Here is a 14,097-nt window from a genome sequence, read left to right as displayed (position 1 = left end):
GCTCAACCGCGTTTGAATCATACCATCGCACTGAATTGCGGTCTTTCGCAGTTCAGTGATTGCGCCATTAGCTTGATCAGTTGCCCGAACAAGGTCAGTGATCATGGTTTGCAAAGCCGCCCTGTCGTCACGCAATCTCTTGAGCCGAATATTCAATATGTAACAATAACCAATTGTGAGAATGAGCAGAACCGCGACGGCACCCTCCACCATCAATCCAAGTGCAAAACTACCCATCGTCATTCATTCCCTTGTTCGTTCATAGCTTCAAAAACAGCCATGGTTACTTTTGGCGGATTCAATGGGCGCGTCACCCGTACCGAAACATTCTTGCCGATATGACCAATTATGCCTTCGCTTAAAATCACATTACCGCAACGCAGCGACACCGGGTCGTTTGCAGTTCGATCAAACATCAACGTATCCCCTTCCTCCAACTTCAACATGTCAGAAAGCGGAATTTCCCATTCATGCAGCACCGCCTGTATTTCTGTGTCGGCAGCGTAAATCTCTGTGGCCAAATGTCCTTCCCAAATGGGATCGCGGCCGAATTTCTCCCCCATGAACATTTGTAACAATTGTTCACGGATCGGCTCAATCGTCGCGTAAGGCAGCAAAATTTCAACTTTGCCGCCTCTATCATCCATATCGATACGCAATTCAATCAATATGGCGGCGTTAGCGGGCCGCGCGATGGCGGCAAAACGTGGATTGGTCTCCATACGTTCGACTTTGAAATTGACTGGCGTCAGCGGCTCGAATGCCTTGTGCATATCCTCAAGGATCAACTCGATCATACGATTGGTCAACGACATCTCAATTGTCGTGTATGGACGACCTTCAACGCGAATAGTGTTGTTGCCCCTGCGCCCACCAAGCAGAACATCAATCATCGAATAGATGAGGTTACTTTCGACCGTCATCAACCCGAAATTGTCCCATTCCTCAGCCTTGATCACCGTCAAGATCGCCGGCAATGGGATCGAATTCAAGTAATCGCCAAACCGGACAGACGAAATGCTGTCCAACGACACCTCAACATTGTCTGACGTAAAATTGCGCAGCGAAGTTGTGGTCAATCGCACCAAGCGGTCAAACACAATCTCAAGCATCGGCAGGCGTTCGTAGGACACAAGCGCGGAGTTGATGAGCGCTTGGACACCTGAAAGGTCGCCAATGGCCATGTCGCCACTGTCAAATCCTAAAAGATTGTCAATCTCGTCTTGGTTAAGAATGCGATCGACACTCGAGCCATCTTCAGAATCGTCACCGCCCTCGATCATCGCAGCCCATTCGGCCGCGGCGCCTTCGCCATCCCCATCTTCATCACCGGAGATGCCAAATTCTTTTAGGAGATCGTCAGTTTCAGTTTCCGACATTGCTTAAGCCCCCCCCTATTGCACCAATATTTCTTTAAAAACGATGCCTTCGATTTGCGTGGGGAACAGCGCAAGGTTTACCCGACGCCGCAATTCCTCCTTCAAACGATAAATGCCCGCAGACCCTTCAAGATCGGACTTGCGAAGCTCGCGCATATAGACCTGAAATGTATCAAGCACGCGCGGCATCATCGCCTCAACCTGTGGCACCAAACTCTCATCGGCCAATTCAAGCGACACGGCGACCTTCAAAAACAGCTCTTTGGATTCGCCCTTCGAGTTTAGATTTACCGTAATAATGCTAAGGTCATGAAAATAGGTTTGGCGCACTTGCTCGGCTTGAGCTGCAGCTGCATCACCTTCGCCACCACCTGAAAACAGTAAGAAGTAAGCTGCGGCACCACCGCCAAGCAAAAGCACAACCGCTGCACCAATGATAATCATCAATGGCGGGCCTTTTTTCTTTTCGCCTTCTTCGCCGTCTGCGTCTTCAGCTATTTGATCTACCATTTTTTCGCTCTACTAACGTCGTGCATATAGGTGGAAATTCTTTCCCATAATCCACGTAACGACGAGAAGGTTAACGAAGTATTACCATTTCAATATTGCTGGGCAATTTTTGCCGGGCCGTTTTTTCCGGTCAGCCCTATCGAACCGATATTCAAGCAACGAAGATCTATTAAAATACAATAATATCAATATGTTAAAAACTGGCACGATACTCGCATTATGATTTGTAGGCGAAAAACTTGGGGAAGTTGCTCGCTGAACAAAATTGGGGAGACACGTGCAAAATGGAAAACGCACAGCTCATAAATCTATCGCGCCAAATTGCGCTACAACGTCAGATGGACGTTGTTGCCAACAACATGGCCAACATTAACACCGCTGGTTACAAGAACGTCGATATTCTGTTTGAAGAATATGTGATGCCGATTGCGCGCGACAAGAACTTCAAATCGCTCGACCAGCCCCTGTCATTCACCCAAGATTGGGCAACAATCGACGATTTCGCAGCTGGGTCAATTGAACTTACTGGCAATGAGCTCGACATGGCCGTGCAAGGACAAGGGTTTTTCGTTGTCCAAACCCCCGCCGGTGAACTCTACACACGAAATGGCAGCTTTCAGCTCAACCAGCGTGGCGAATTGGTCACCTCCGAGGGCTACAACGTCTTGGCCGACGGTGGATTTCTCACATTTGCACCTGACGAAACTGGAATAATTGTATCAAAAGATGGCGGCGTGTCATCTTCTGCAGGCAACAAAGGGATTATACGCATTGCCGAATTTGCGGACCCACAATCCCTCAAGCGCGCTGGCGACACCATGTTCTCCGGCGAAAACCCAATTTTCGATAATCAATCCAGCATCGTCCATATGGCCATTGAACGGTCGAACGTTTCAGGCGTGAGCGAAATGACTGAAATGATCCGCGTGACGCGGGCTTACACATCCATGGCCAACCTGCAACAAAAGCAAGACGAACTGCGCCGCACTGCAATCAAACGGCTCGGCGATTTGAACGCCTAGAGCGTTATCCCAGTAAGAAGGACAACAGATAGATGAAAGCTTTATACACAGCCTCAACCGGGATGGCCGCTCAAGAACGCAACGTTGAGGTGATCTCAAACAACATCGCCAACATGCGGACAACCGGATTTAAAAGGCAACGCGCTGATTTCCAGGATCTGCTTTATCAAGTTTACCGTCGCGCCGGATCGCAAACGTCTGAAAGTGGCACACAATTGCCAACTGGCGTGGAAGTTGGATCAGGCGTTAAGCTGGGTGCAACCCCACGTATCATGAGCCAAGGCAGTGTCGCGCCCACCCAAAAAGAGCTCGATGTGGCCATTCGGGGCGAAGGTTTCTTTTCAATCAGCATGCCAGACGGCCGCACAGGCTACACCCGGGACGGAGCTTTCGAGCGGGACAGCCAAGGACAATTGGTGACGATGGAAGGTTACCAAGTCCAGCCAGGTATCATTATTCCCGCCGCCGCACGGTCGATCTCAATCTCTGCCGATGGCCAAGTGGAAGCATTTTTGGATCAGGCGACGAGCCCCACCGCACTCGGCCAAATTCAACTGTCTCGGTTCGTCAACAAAGCGGGTCTTGAAGCGGTTGGCGACAACTTATTTGTCGAAACCGCGGCCAGTGGGTCGGCGCAAACTGGCGTCGCAAATACCGACGGTTTTGGTAATTTGCTGCAAGCCGCATTGGAAATGGCAAATGTGAATGCCGTAACCGAAATCGCTGATTTGATTGCGGCCCAGCGTGCCTACGAAATGAACGCACGGGTTATTTCTGGAGCTGACGAAATGCTCCAAGCAACAGCACAGCTACGTTAGGGGATTAGGTAGAATGTTCCGCTTCACCAGATCACTGATCATCGGTTTGATCGCAGCAAGTGTTGGGGTCTACGCAAGTCTTGGGGTCAACGCAAGTTTTGCTGCCCCAACGCTCAGACCGTCAATTATCGTTACTTCAAATATCGTGACTGTTGGCGATATGTTCGAGGACGCTGGCAACCTGGCGGAAATCGGACTATTTCGCAGCCCAACACCTGGCACAGTTGGTGCAGTTCCATTGGCCTCCATCAAACTGGCAGCACAGCGCGCTGGTCTTGGTCAGTTTGACACCGTTGGCATCACACATGTGCGGGTTGAACGACCTGGCATTGCAATTGACCAAGACTTCCTGAGTTCGATCTTCAGTCAAGAGATCGCCGCTCGCGGACAGTTGCTAGCCAATCAAGAAGTAAAGTTTGCACCATACGGTAAATTCGCCACCGCCTATGCCGATCCAACAGCTGCATCCCCAGTGACATTGCTCGACTTCACATACGAGCCACAAACCGGCCGGGTCTCGGCTCGCTTAGCACTTGCCGGATATACATCGCCGATCTCCATCATCGGCAAACTCGAAATATTGGCACCCGCCGCCCACCTTACCCGGACAATGGCCAAAGGCGAGGTCATCGATCTAAACGATATTGAATTTAAACCCGTGCCCGTCCGCTTTTCAAAAACTCAAGGGGACATGCAGCTGCCGGATTTGGTGGGCAAAAGCCTAACCCGTGCAGTGCGCGGCGGCGCGATGGTTAAAGTTAGCGACTTGTCTGAACCCATCCTGATCAACCGCAATGAGCAGGTCACCATTCTATACCGAAGCGGGCAACTCAAGCTAACCGTAAAAGGCCAAGCACTCAATTCAGCAACGCAAAACCAAATGGTGTCGGTGCTAAACCTCATGTCAAAAAGGACCATTCAAGGCATCGCCATTGGCGCCGGAACAGTCCTCATCACCAACGATCCAACCCGCCTCGCAAGCCGGTAAGCAGGAGACAATCATGAAACTCTTCAAAATCATCACCCTGGTTGCGCTAAGCGCAAGCTTGGCGGCCTGTACCACCGCAAACCGCTTGGCCGGCATTGGCAAAGCGCCAGTGCTAACAACAATCGAAAACCCGACAGCGCAAGCTGGTTACAAACCGGTCAACATGCCAATGCCTGCACCAGAGCGTGTAGCCTACTCGCCAAACTCACTGTTCATCTCTGGCACACGCGGCTTCTTTAAAGACCAGCGCGCCAGCAAAGTAGGTGATATCTTGACGGTTCAAGTGACCATTTCGGACAAAGCATCATTCTCGAACAAATCCGCCCGGTCACGGTCAAGTTCAAACGATGCAGGCGCTGGTGGCGTGATCGGTTCCCTCTTTAACAACGTAATTCCCGGCGTCTCGCCATCTACCGCGATCGAACTCAAATCCGGCCTTGCAGACAGTGGAAACGGCAGCGTAGATCGCGCCGAAACACTAGACACATCCGTTGCAGCAGTCGTGATCCAAGTGTTGCCAAACGGCAACCTGGTGATTGAAGGACGCCAAGAAGTGCGGGTGAATTTTGAAGTTCGCGATTTGATTGTAGCGGGCATTGTGCGGCCGGAAGATATTGGCGCTGCCAACACTATTCCATCATCCAAAATCGCCCAGGCGCGCATTTCATACGGTGGCCGCGGCCAAATCACAGACGTGCAACAGCCCCGCTATGGCCAACAATTCATGGATGCAATCTTACCATTCTAATTACAATTCCGGTTTGCCAATCGATATTCCCCAATTTATCGGTTGGCTCTCCCCAGAAGGGCGCGGCTTTCCCCAATTTGCCGCGTCCTTCTCTCGTTTTTTGGGCCCTTACCGGGTGAAGTTAAAAATCAAAACACCACTCACGATCGCAAGCCCACCAAGCAATAACGGCCATGTTGCGGTCTCGCCCAGCAAGAAAATACCTAACCCCGTGCCAACTAAAGCAATGATAGGCCCGATCTGGCTGAGATAAACCGCCCCGGCGATTTGTTGCAGCACAAAGTAAAAGGCAAAACCTACTGCGAAGATAAGAACTTGCACGCCAAGCGACAGGCTCATCTGAACGGTCGGCAACGCCGTGATTGGCGCGCCAATTATCAATGCAATCCCAAATGCAATAAATCCAGCAACAATGAGCATTAGCGGCGCGAGTGCAAAAGGCGACGCCCCTTTTGGCCAAGCCCATGAGCGGTAAATATTTCCGATAGCAAGAAAAACCGGCCCCGCGAGCGCGACCACCACCCAGACGGCCGCGAAATCACCGCCCGCCAACTTCCCCAAGCTCAACGCCACCGCGCCGATCAAGGCGATCCCAACACCAATTGCACGTGATAGTTTAAATTGTTCGGTGCGCAGCACCACGCTGAAAAGATAGGTCAACACTGAAGCAAACGCTGTAACCAGCGCAACAAATCCCACGCCAACATGGGGAACCGACATGAAAAAGATGATATTGGGCAATGCAAAAAGCAAACCGCTAAACACAGAAAACCCCAAAACGTTACGGCTAAAATCCATGCGAAATCCAAACATCCGCAAACCGGCCATCATCAATAATCCACCAAGCGAACCGGCCAAAGCCAGAAACACGATCGGATGCCAACCCACCAAAAAGGCAACTTTTCCGTTGACTGCTGTCGCGCCAAAAAAGCTACCGACAATTATTAGCAAGCCAATAGGCAAAAGCTTTTCATAGCTGAAACTGCTATCGGCATTTTCAGGCGCAACAACAGACACAGCGCCCAAAGGACTTTCCTTTTGCAAGGTGGGCATGATATGGTGAGCCATAGATATTCTCCATTTTGAAACTTGCAGCATATCTCCACATAAAGTATCTTAGTGTCAAGATAAATTGAGGTAAATATGGACCGCGCCCAATTTGCAGCTGATCAATGGCGAAAAGAATGGCCTGAAATCAATGACTTACCGATGCTCACATTGGGGCGGCTGGCCGAACTTTCTGCACGCATCCTGCAAGAAGAGCTGGAGCCGTTTTTCGCACAGCACGGCCTGCACGCGGGCGAATTCGATGTTCTTGCCACCCTGCGGCGTAGCGCAAAGCCCTACGCCCTCACCCCAACTCAGCTTTATGAAGCCACCATGGTGTCCTCGGGCGGCATGACAAACCGTATCGATAGGTTGGAGAAAGCAGGTCTAGTCGAACGCCGCAAAAACCCCAATGACCGTCGCGGCGTCATGGTTGCGCTAACGGACGAAGGTTTCAAAAAGATAACCCATGTCATCCCGCTGCACATTAAAAACGAGGAGCGGATTTTGTCCAAAATGACTATTGGCGAAATTGAACAGTTGAACGTGCTGACTGGCAAACTGTTGGCAAGCCTTGCTGACTAAATCTAAATTGGTTCGAACTGCGAGAATAATTGCTGCGCCTCGGGCAACTCGGCAACCGGAATATAGTCGCAGACCGCTGCATATTCTTCCCACATAACGTGCACCTGCGGGTTAGAATGTGCGGCACGCATCGCGTCTTCGCTTATCCATTCAAAAACTTCTACAAACGTGCCATCTTTAGCACGCATGACAATTGATGGGCGCTCAGTCGCCAGCCCTTCATCGCGCAAACGTTGAACGTGGGTCTTCATCAATTCAGCAAGAAGTACATCACAGCCAGGTTTTGGTCGATATCCCACGATCACAACGACTGGCATGGTCAATTCCTATTTCAGCACGTGCCGCTTTTTGGCAAGCTCGGCCAATAATGGATCAATATGCTGGGAAAATTCGTCCCGCCGCGCCGTCTTTATCTGCTTGAGCACTTGCATGGCGTGTTCAGCAGTAAACTTCTCAAAATAACGACTTGCATCCAAACCGTCCGGCCAAACATTGGACAAGCGGCGGTTGATATATTCTTCAACCATATATTGTTGGCGCTGAATCGATTGGGCAAATGTGCCAAGGCTCCACGCCATTTTAAGCGCATATAAATCAATCCCAGCACGACTAACACCGGTCAGCCCAAACCGCTGCATATATTGTCGGCTTTTGGCTTCAAACCGCTGCGGCGCATAATCATGGGTTACATCTTGCCACCCAAGCCCACTTAATGTTGCAACAAGCCCGCTCGGCGTAACACGCTCTTGAAACTTAAGATTAAACCGACCAGAATCTGCCAACACCTTCAAGACCAAATCAGAGCACGAAAGCCACTCTTTGATTTGTTTTGCGTTGCTGTCGCGTGGACCACGGCCAATACCCAAAAAGCGACGTAATCCATATTTGGATTCAATGTAGCGCCAAGCCTTCATCATTGATTCTGCGCCAAATGATGTTTCGGGCGAACTCAAATCCGGTGCACGAAGCACCAAAAAATCGCGATACCGATTTTGGCTGTCATAGCAAAGGTCAATTACCGGCACAAAGCGCACGCCGCCCGGGTGCACCATATCAGTGTAATAGCCCTTTACAGCGCGCGGATATGCTTCAATCGCCGTCAGCTCAGAACCAACCAGCGCACAATGGGTGAATTTTCGTGTGGATTTAAACGCATTAAAATCAAATACATGCTGAAAAGCAACATTGACTTTGGATTTTGGTCCGTAGGAACGATAAAAAACCACATCATATGGCTTCGAAATCGGCCATAAATGTTCGATCAAATTTTGATCGTGGTTCGGCAGAATGGATTGCTGATCATGCAATAGTGCTTGATTCATAATCAACTCTACCCTTCAACAACAACTAACCACAATAATACATACTTATCACAAATCGGATAAGCAGCAAATGCAACTATTCTTGCGCCCGAACTATTGATCTTTCAACGACCCAGATCAATCGTCGCGATAAACTTTTTCGCGTCGTTCATGCTTTTCTTGGGCTTCAAGGCTCATTGTTGCGATGGGGCGTGCATCTAAGCGCGCCAAACCAATCGGTTCCCCAGAGACTTCGCAATAGCCGTAGGTCCCGTCATCGACGCGCGCAATTGCAGAATCAATTTTTGAGATCAATTTGCGCTGACGGTCCCGCGTGCGAAGTTCGAGCGCCCGGTCGCTTTCCGATGAGGCGCGATCCGCAATGTCGGGGTGGTTCTGGCTTTGCTCTTGCAGAGTTTCAAGCGTCTCTTTGCTCTCACGCAGAATATCATCTTTCCACGCAACTAATTTCTTGCGGAAATACGCAAGTTGGCGTGGATTCATAAACTCTTCGCCTACGGTCGGCTGGTAAGTCTCGCTAGTATCGAAACTAGGCTCTTCCAGATCGACCTTGCTCTCCAAATCCATTGACACGGTAATTTACTCCCTAAGTCTATGCGCGACATATATAATGGCCAAGCCCACTAACGGCAAGTGAGTTTGTTGAGATGCATGTAAGGACTGTGTGTAACAACAATATGACGAGATAAATTTAGGTCGAAAAAACTTCTAACTATTTGTATTTACTAAACTTTGCAAGTTCGACGCGCACACGCAATTCAATATTGTCAATTATTGAATCTAGCGAAGGATCGACATTGTTGCGCGCCTTTTTCACCATATTTAGCATATTATCCAACCGAGATTCGGAAATTTGTCCAACCAATAAGTCGGTTTTGATTTGTTCAAGACTGTCCAATAAGTCGTGTCCGCGCTTGATAGATTTCTTGCGGGCGAAGGTTGGATCTTCGACCGCTTGCAAAGCCAGCAAGGCATCAATACCACCCACATCGTGGCTAGGCGCTGTTGTTTCAGATTTTGCAGTTGAGGCATCCTCGCTTGGCACCGAAAAAGCAGAATCCGCTGCTTGTCCAGACTTCTTGCTGGATTTTTGCGTCGTCCTGTTCAGTCGATTTGCATCCGTAATGCGCATCTAAAATCTTTGCTCCACCACACGACAAAAGGGGCACAAAACCCCGCTAGGCAAAATTTACCACAGTTCGCCAAGGAATTGCCATGAATAGGCACTTTTTTCCTCCGAATTATTCGTCGTTTCAGCGCAACAAGAAATATCGTTATTTTTCAGTAGGTTACAAATCCCTGAATCTGGCACGGAATTCGCAACTAGAGAGGTATCAATGATGAGACCTGTGCTGGGGAGCACATGCAACATCAAGTCAATTGGGGAAATCAATGACCAGATTTATGGCAATTCTTTACACAACCCTTTGCGCAGTCATCATAGCGGCGCTTTTTGTAAGCACTGCCAGTGCGGCACGGATCAAAGATATTGTTGATGTTGAAGGCGTCCGTGAAAATCAACTTGTTGGCTATGGCCTTGTTGTCGGCCTGAATGGGACCGGCGACGGATTGAACAATTCACCTTTCACCAAGCAGAGTTTGCAGGCCATGCTGGAACGTATGGGCGTGAACACATTGGGCGCTTCAATGCGAACCGCCAATGTTGCAGCGGTAATGGTCACTGCTAACCTTCCCCCATTTGCATCCCAGGGTTCACGCATCGACATAAATGTTGCCGCACTAGGTGATGCAAAGAGCTTACAGGGCGGCACATTGCTGGTTACCCCACTTATGGGCGCCGACGGTGAAGTCTATGCCATCGGGCAAGGTCAAGTCGCCATTAATGGCTTCTCTGCAGGTGGCGATTCTGCAACCATCATATCGGGCGTTCCCACCACCGGACGGATTTCGTCGGGCGCCATCATTGAACGAGAGGTCGCGTTTGAATTGGGTTCACGCCGATCCGTCCGCCTGGCGCTGCGCAATCCAGATTTTACAACATCGCGCCGAATTGCTTTAGCCATCAATAATCTCATTGGCATGCCGACCGCAGTGCCTATAGACAATGCAACGGTCGAATTGACCCTGCCTAAGGGCTTCAACGGCAATATCGTGGATTTGGTTACTGACATTGAGCAATTGGTCGTAACGCCTGATCAAACCGCAAAAATCGTGATCGACGAAAACTCTGGAATAATTGTCATGGGACGCGAAGTGCGCGTTTCAACTGTAGCGGTAGCGCAGAGCAATCTAACGGTGACGATCACCGAATCGCCAGAAGCGTCCCAACCCGACCCGTTTTCGTTAGGGGAGACTGTCGTGTTGCCCCGAACAGAAGTAGATATTGAGCAACTCGACAGCAAACTGGCGCTGGTAGAAGAAGGCGTCACCCTCCAAGAGCTTGTGGACGGTCTTAATGCCCTAGGCATTTCACCACGCGACCTCATCTCAATTCTACAAGCAATTAAGTCCGCAGGTGCCCTGCAAGCTGAAATCGAGGTGATGTAATGGCCTATTCACAAATTCAAATTCCAGTTCAACGGCCAACCAACATGCCAGAACAAACCTTCAACCGACTCAAAGAAAAAGCCATTGAATTGGAGGGCGTTTTCTTAAACACCCTACTTTCACAGGTGACCTCTAGTGTCGATACCGAGGGGCAATTTGGCGGCGGATATGGCGAAGAAACATGGCGCGGCATGCAGGCCTCCGAATATGCAAACAACATGGCGCAGGCCGGCGGCATCGGCCTCTCCGACAGCATCTTACGCGATCTTATCGATACCCAAGCAGCTTCGTCACTGCAATATCCCACCCCACCTGCCGGAGCATACCAAAAATGACCCCACAACAATTACGCGCCCGAGCGCTGGCAAAAACCAAAAAGCTCCCGATGCCTGCCGATCCTGAACAGGTCTGCGCAGATGCTGATCTTTCACTCAGAGCCCTCGTTGATATCATGAACAACGAAACAACTCTGTTACGTGCAGGCAAATTGATGCAAGCAAGCGAACTGGCCGCCGACAAAGCCGAGTTGGCACAAAAATACGTTGGCTTGGCGCGAGCTATCCAGTCTAATGCTGCTGAGATAAAAGAAAAAGCGCCGCAATTGTTACAAAAACTGCAGCAGGGCCAAGCATCCTTGGCCACACAGATGGCAGAAAATCTCAGGGTTTTGGCTACCGCCAAGTCCCTAACGGAAGAAATTGTAAGCAGCGTTGCCGCCCAATTGGGGCAATCCAACCAAGCTGGAGCCTACGGAAATACAGGCAGGGGAACAAACACGCAGGCACCGTCTGTTAAAGGCGTTTCGATAAACACAACGCTGTAGTTTCAATTTTAATTAATTACCAACACCTGAAATCACCAAACTTCAACACGGGCGCGCCATACTAAAAGTTGCCAAGAAGGCAGATTTTAATGGAGAAGACCTGTGAACCTCAGAATTGAGTCAGCAGCCGGTTTTCAAGGTGGTGCTTTTGAAGCTGGCAATGCCAGCCTTAAAGGCGAGCATTATAGCAAACCAGGAGCTGCTGCAAAGGCACCCGCAAGCAACGAAACGCCTGCGCCGCCGTCGCCTACAAAAGTAGCGGCTGTCGCTGAAAAACCTGTCGACCAATTTCCCAAACTTGTGGGGCCTGCTGCTCCGGCCAGTGTGCTTTTTGAAGCTTCGTTGGTGGCGAGCGCAAAAGCCAAAGCTAACGCAGAAGCTAATGATGATGGCAAGCCTGCAGCAGCCGTATTTCCGCGCATGATCAACCGCAGATGGGTTCCCTCGCCTTCTGCTATGCGCATGCTCGAGGACCTTAAATAAAACAATCAGTTAAGTGAAAGGAGATAACCCTCTATTAACCCTAAAAATACCCGCATTGCCCCTGTTAAGAATTGATTCAGTCAGCCGGGGCTTTATGGGTGACATGCTGGAGAAAATACTTAGTTGGTGTTGATCCGGATTTAGCGCGGGCCAGAAAGGCTCGCTTGTATGCCAGAATGGAGTATTTAGTATCATGGCAATTCAACTTTCCGCCGCCGTACGGCAAAACCTTTCTGCCCTTCAAAGCACAGCCGAAATGCTGGGCCAAACTCAAAACCGTCTATCGACTGGTTTGAAAGTGAACTCAGCGCTGGACAATCCAGGCTCATTCTTCACAGCACAATCATTGAATTCCCGTGCATCTGATCTTGGAAGTCTTTTGGACGACCAAGGACAAGCAGTTCAAACGCTTAAGGCAGCTGACGAAGGCATTCAGGCAATTACTAAATTGGCTGAAGCCGCAAAAGCTAAAGCCAACCAAGCGTTGCAGTCATCATCGACTTCTGACCGTCGCAAATTTGCTGGCGAGTATAATGAACTTCTTTCTCAAATCGAAACATTGGCGAAAGATGCTGGCTATTCAGGTAAAAACCTGTTGGGCGGCACCGGCAACGATTTGTCAGTGGTGTTCAACGAATCTGGCTCATCAAAAGCGGCTGTCTCAGCTGTCGATTTCACCGATACAACTGGTACATTAGGCCTAGCTGATCTGACAGTTGGCACATCATCTACCGCCACTGTAACAATTGCGGCCCTAGCAGCTGCTGACGAAGCTAGCGATACGCTGGTCTATTCAGCTGGTTCAACTGGCACAACAATCGCGTTTGGCGCTGGTGCCGATCCTGCCGACATTCTTGCAGGGCTCAATGCAGTAGACGGCACAACAGCAACCAGTGATGGCACCACAATTACCATCACATCAACTGAAGGCCAGATCGCGCTTGACGATAGTGACTCTACTGCCGACCTAACCGCAGTTGCAGGTACAGGTTATGTAGCAGGTACATTTGACACCGACGCGGCAATCAATACAACATTGACAAGTCTGACTGACGCTCTGGGTACACTTCGCTCACAAGCTTCAACATTCGGTACCAACTTGACCGTTGTTGAAAACCGTCAAGATTTCACGAAATCAATGATCAACACATTGCAAGAGGGTGCAGGCAAACTAACGCTCGCAGACTCGAACCAAGAAGGTGCGAACCTTTTGGCTTTGCAAACACGTCAGTCTTTGGCATCGACTTCATTGTCTTTCGCTTCGCAAGCTGACCAAAACGTGTTGCGCTTGCTCTAAATTTTCTGAGCTAAGTCACATATTAGGGCGGGTCTTTAGGCCCGCCTTTTTTGCGCCCGACAACCCCCATTAACCTGACGTTAGGCATAATCAGTCATTTTTGAATGTATTGGTCCCAGAAGGGGCCGCGTATTCCCTAGAAGAGGAAACTAGTACATGGCTGAAATGATTCAACTTTCTTCCGCAGTGCGTCAAAATCTGCTTTCATTGCAGAATACTGCGGATATGATGTCAAAAACCCAAAACCGTCTTGCAACTGGCCTTAAGGTCAACTCTGCACTCGATAATCCAGGGTCATTCTTTACCGCATCTTCATTGAACAACCGTGCATCTGATTTGGGCGGTTTGCTCGAAGATATGGGCCAAGCCGTTCAAACGCTGAAAGCGGCTGATGAAGGCATCCAATCTATAACAAAACTTGTTGAGGCGGCAAAAGGTAAGGCAAACCAAGCCCTACAGTCTTCCTCAACAGCTGACCGTCGCAAATTTGCTGGCGAATATAACGAACTGCTTTCTCAAATCGAAACACTTGCGAAAGATGCTGGCTATTCAGGCAAAAACTTGCTT

18 protein-coding genes and 1 pseudogene are annotated in these 14,097 nt (G+C 49.7%); 11 read left to right on the top strand and 8 right to left on the bottom strand.

Annotated features, from left to right (window positions below):
• The 3 genes from ACJAZW_RS13395 to ACJAZW_RS13385 all read right to left on the bottom strand — a co-directional run.
• Positions 1 to 243 (bottom strand): DUF6468 domain-containing protein (locus ACJAZW_RS13395; protein ID WP_415158925.1); only part of this gene is annotated, 243 nt, incomplete at its 3' end.
• On the bottom strand, positions 240 to 1,283 hold the full coding sequence (fliM, locus tag ACJAZW_RS13390) for a flagellar motor switch protein FliM (RefSeq protein WP_415158929.1): 1,044 nt from the start codon (positions 1,281 to 1,283) through the stop codon (positions 240 to 242). The genes ACJAZW_RS13395 and fliM, both read right to left, overlap by 4 nt.
• Positions 1,284 to 1,394: 111 nt before the next feature.
• Entirely contained in the window at positions 1,395 to 1,889 is a 495-nt protein-coding gene (locus ACJAZW_RS13385; RefSeq protein ID WP_415158923.1) for a flagellar basal body-associated FliL family protein, read from the bottom strand.
• A gap of 284 nt (positions 1,890 to 2,173) precedes the next feature.
• Here ACJAZW_RS13385 and flgF point away from each other — a divergent pair, with 284 nt between their 5' ends.
• Genes flgF through flgH form a run of 4 tightly spaced genes read left to right on the top strand, consistent with a single transcriptional unit; the run spans position 2,174 to position 5,465 of the window.
• Positions 2,174 to 2,911, top strand: a complete 738-nt coding sequence (gene flgF, locus ACJAZW_RS13380; RefSeq protein ID WP_415158921.1) for a flagellar basal-body rod protein FlgF — start codon at positions 2,174 to 2,176, stop codon at positions 2,909 to 2,911.
• 32 nt (positions 2,912 to 2,943) lie between these two features.
• The gene (flgG, locus tag ACJAZW_RS13375; RefSeq protein WP_415158919.1) at positions 2,944 to 3,729 is read left to right on the top strand and encodes a flagellar basal-body rod protein FlgG; all 786 of its coding nucleotides are present in this window, start codon (positions 2,944 to 2,946) and stop codon (positions 3,727 to 3,729) included.
• A gap of 13 nt (positions 3,730 to 3,742) precedes the next feature.
• Positions 3,743 to 4,717 carry a flagellar basal body P-ring formation chaperone FlgA gene (gene flgA / locus ACJAZW_RS13370; protein ID WP_415158917.1) on the top strand — a complete coding sequence of 325 codons (975 nt, stop codon included), beginning with the start codon at positions 3,743 to 3,745 and terminating at the stop codon, positions 4,715 to 4,717.
• 13 nt (positions 4,718 to 4,730) lie between these two features.
• Positions 4,731 to 5,465: a flagellar basal body L-ring protein FlgH gene (gene flgH, locus ACJAZW_RS13365; protein ID WP_415158915.1), complete on the top strand. Its 735-nt coding sequence runs from the start codon at positions 4,731 to 4,733 to the stop codon at positions 5,463 to 5,465.
• Positions 5,466 to 5,573: 108 nt separating this feature from the next.
• Here the strand turns inward: flgH and ACJAZW_RS13360 are convergent, their stop codons facing one another.
• Positions 5,574 to 6,533 carry a DMT family transporter gene (locus ACJAZW_RS13360; protein WP_415158913.1) on the bottom strand — a complete coding sequence of 320 codons (960 nt, stop codon included), beginning with the start codon at positions 6,531 to 6,533 and terminating at the stop codon, positions 5,574 to 5,576.
• Positions 6,534 to 6,608: 75 nt separating this feature from the next.
• Here ACJAZW_RS13360 and ACJAZW_RS13355 point away from each other — a divergent pair, with 75 nt between their 5' ends.
• Positions 6,609 to 7,097: a MarR family winged helix-turn-helix transcriptional regulator gene (locus ACJAZW_RS13355; protein ID WP_415158911.1), complete on the top strand. Its 489-nt coding sequence runs from the start codon at positions 6,609 to 6,611 to the stop codon at positions 7,095 to 7,097.
• 2 nt (positions 7,098 to 7,099) lie between these two features.
• Here ACJAZW_RS13355 and ACJAZW_RS13350 read toward each other — a convergent pair whose 3' ends face one another.
• From ACJAZW_RS13350 to ACJAZW_RS13335, 4 genes are all read right to left on the bottom strand, one after another.
• Positions 7,100 to 7,414: a hypothetical protein gene (locus ACJAZW_RS13350; protein WP_415158909.1), complete on the bottom strand. Its 315-nt coding sequence runs from the start codon at positions 7,412 to 7,414 to the stop codon at positions 7,100 to 7,102.
• Between the two features lie 9 nt (positions 7,415 to 7,423).
• Positions 7,424 to 8,419 carry a hypothetical protein gene (locus tag ACJAZW_RS13345; RefSeq protein ID WP_415158907.1) on the bottom strand — a complete coding sequence of 332 codons (996 nt, stop codon included), beginning with the start codon at positions 8,417 to 8,419 and terminating at the stop codon, positions 7,424 to 7,426.
• Between the two features lie 117 nt (positions 8,420 to 8,536).
• The gene (dksA, locus tag ACJAZW_RS13340; protein ID WP_415158927.1) at positions 8,537 to 8,986 is read right to left on the bottom strand and encodes an RNA polymerase-binding protein DksA; all 450 of its coding nucleotides are present in this window, start codon (positions 8,984 to 8,986) and stop codon (positions 8,537 to 8,539) included.
• A 145-nt stretch (positions 8,987 to 9,131) separates the two neighbouring features.
• Positions 9,132 to 9,551 (bottom strand): flagellar assembly protein FliX, encoded by a 420-nt coding sequence (locus ACJAZW_RS13335; RefSeq protein ID WP_415158905.1) that lies wholly within the window; start codon positions 9,549 to 9,551, stop codon positions 9,132 to 9,134.
• A 260-nt stretch (positions 9,552 to 9,811) separates the two neighbouring features.
• Between ACJAZW_RS13335 and ACJAZW_RS13330 the strand changes: the two genes are divergently transcribed.
• From ACJAZW_RS13330 to ACJAZW_RS13305, 6 genes and pseudogenes are all read left to right on the top strand, one after another.
• Positions 9,812 to 10,927, top strand: coding sequence for a flagellar basal body P-ring protein FlgI (locus ACJAZW_RS13330; RefSeq protein ID WP_415158903.1), 1,116 nt, complete (start codon positions 9,812 to 9,814; stop codon positions 10,925 to 10,927).
• Positions 10,927 to 11,262, top strand: a complete 336-nt coding sequence (locus tag ACJAZW_RS13325; RefSeq protein ID WP_415158901.1) for a rod-binding protein — start codon at positions 10,927 to 10,929, stop codon at positions 11,260 to 11,262. The genes ACJAZW_RS13330 and ACJAZW_RS13325 overlap by 1 nt, the downstream gene beginning before the upstream one ends.
• A complete protein-coding gene (locus ACJAZW_RS13320) occupies positions 11,259 to 11,750 on the top strand; it encodes a hypothetical protein (RefSeq protein WP_415158899.1) in 492 nt (163 codons plus the stop codon). The genes ACJAZW_RS13325 and ACJAZW_RS13320 overlap by 4 nt, the downstream gene beginning before the upstream one ends.
• 102 nt (positions 11,751 to 11,852) lie before the next feature.
• Positions 11,853 to 12,233 carry a hypothetical protein gene (locus ACJAZW_RS13315; protein WP_415158897.1) on the top strand — a complete coding sequence of 127 codons (381 nt, stop codon included), beginning with the start codon at positions 11,853 to 11,855 and terminating at the stop codon, positions 12,231 to 12,233.
• A 193-nt stretch (positions 12,234 to 12,426) separates the two neighbouring features.
• The gene (locus tag ACJAZW_RS13310) at positions 12,427 to 13,530 is read left to right on the top strand and encodes a flagellin (protein WP_415158895.1); all 1,104 of its coding nucleotides are present in this window, start codon (positions 12,427 to 12,429) and stop codon (positions 13,528 to 13,530) included.
• Between the two features lie 156 nt (positions 13,531 to 13,686).
• Positions 13,687 to 14,097: pseudogene (locus tag ACJAZW_RS13305) on the top strand (hypothetical protein); the annotation flags it as partial.

The sequence above is a fragment of the Maritalea sp. genome (assembly GCF_047634455.1).
GTDB lineage: Bacteria > Pseudomonadota > Alphaproteobacteria > Rhizobiales > Devosiaceae > Maritalea.
This window is presented reverse-complemented; position numbering and strand designations above follow the sequence as displayed.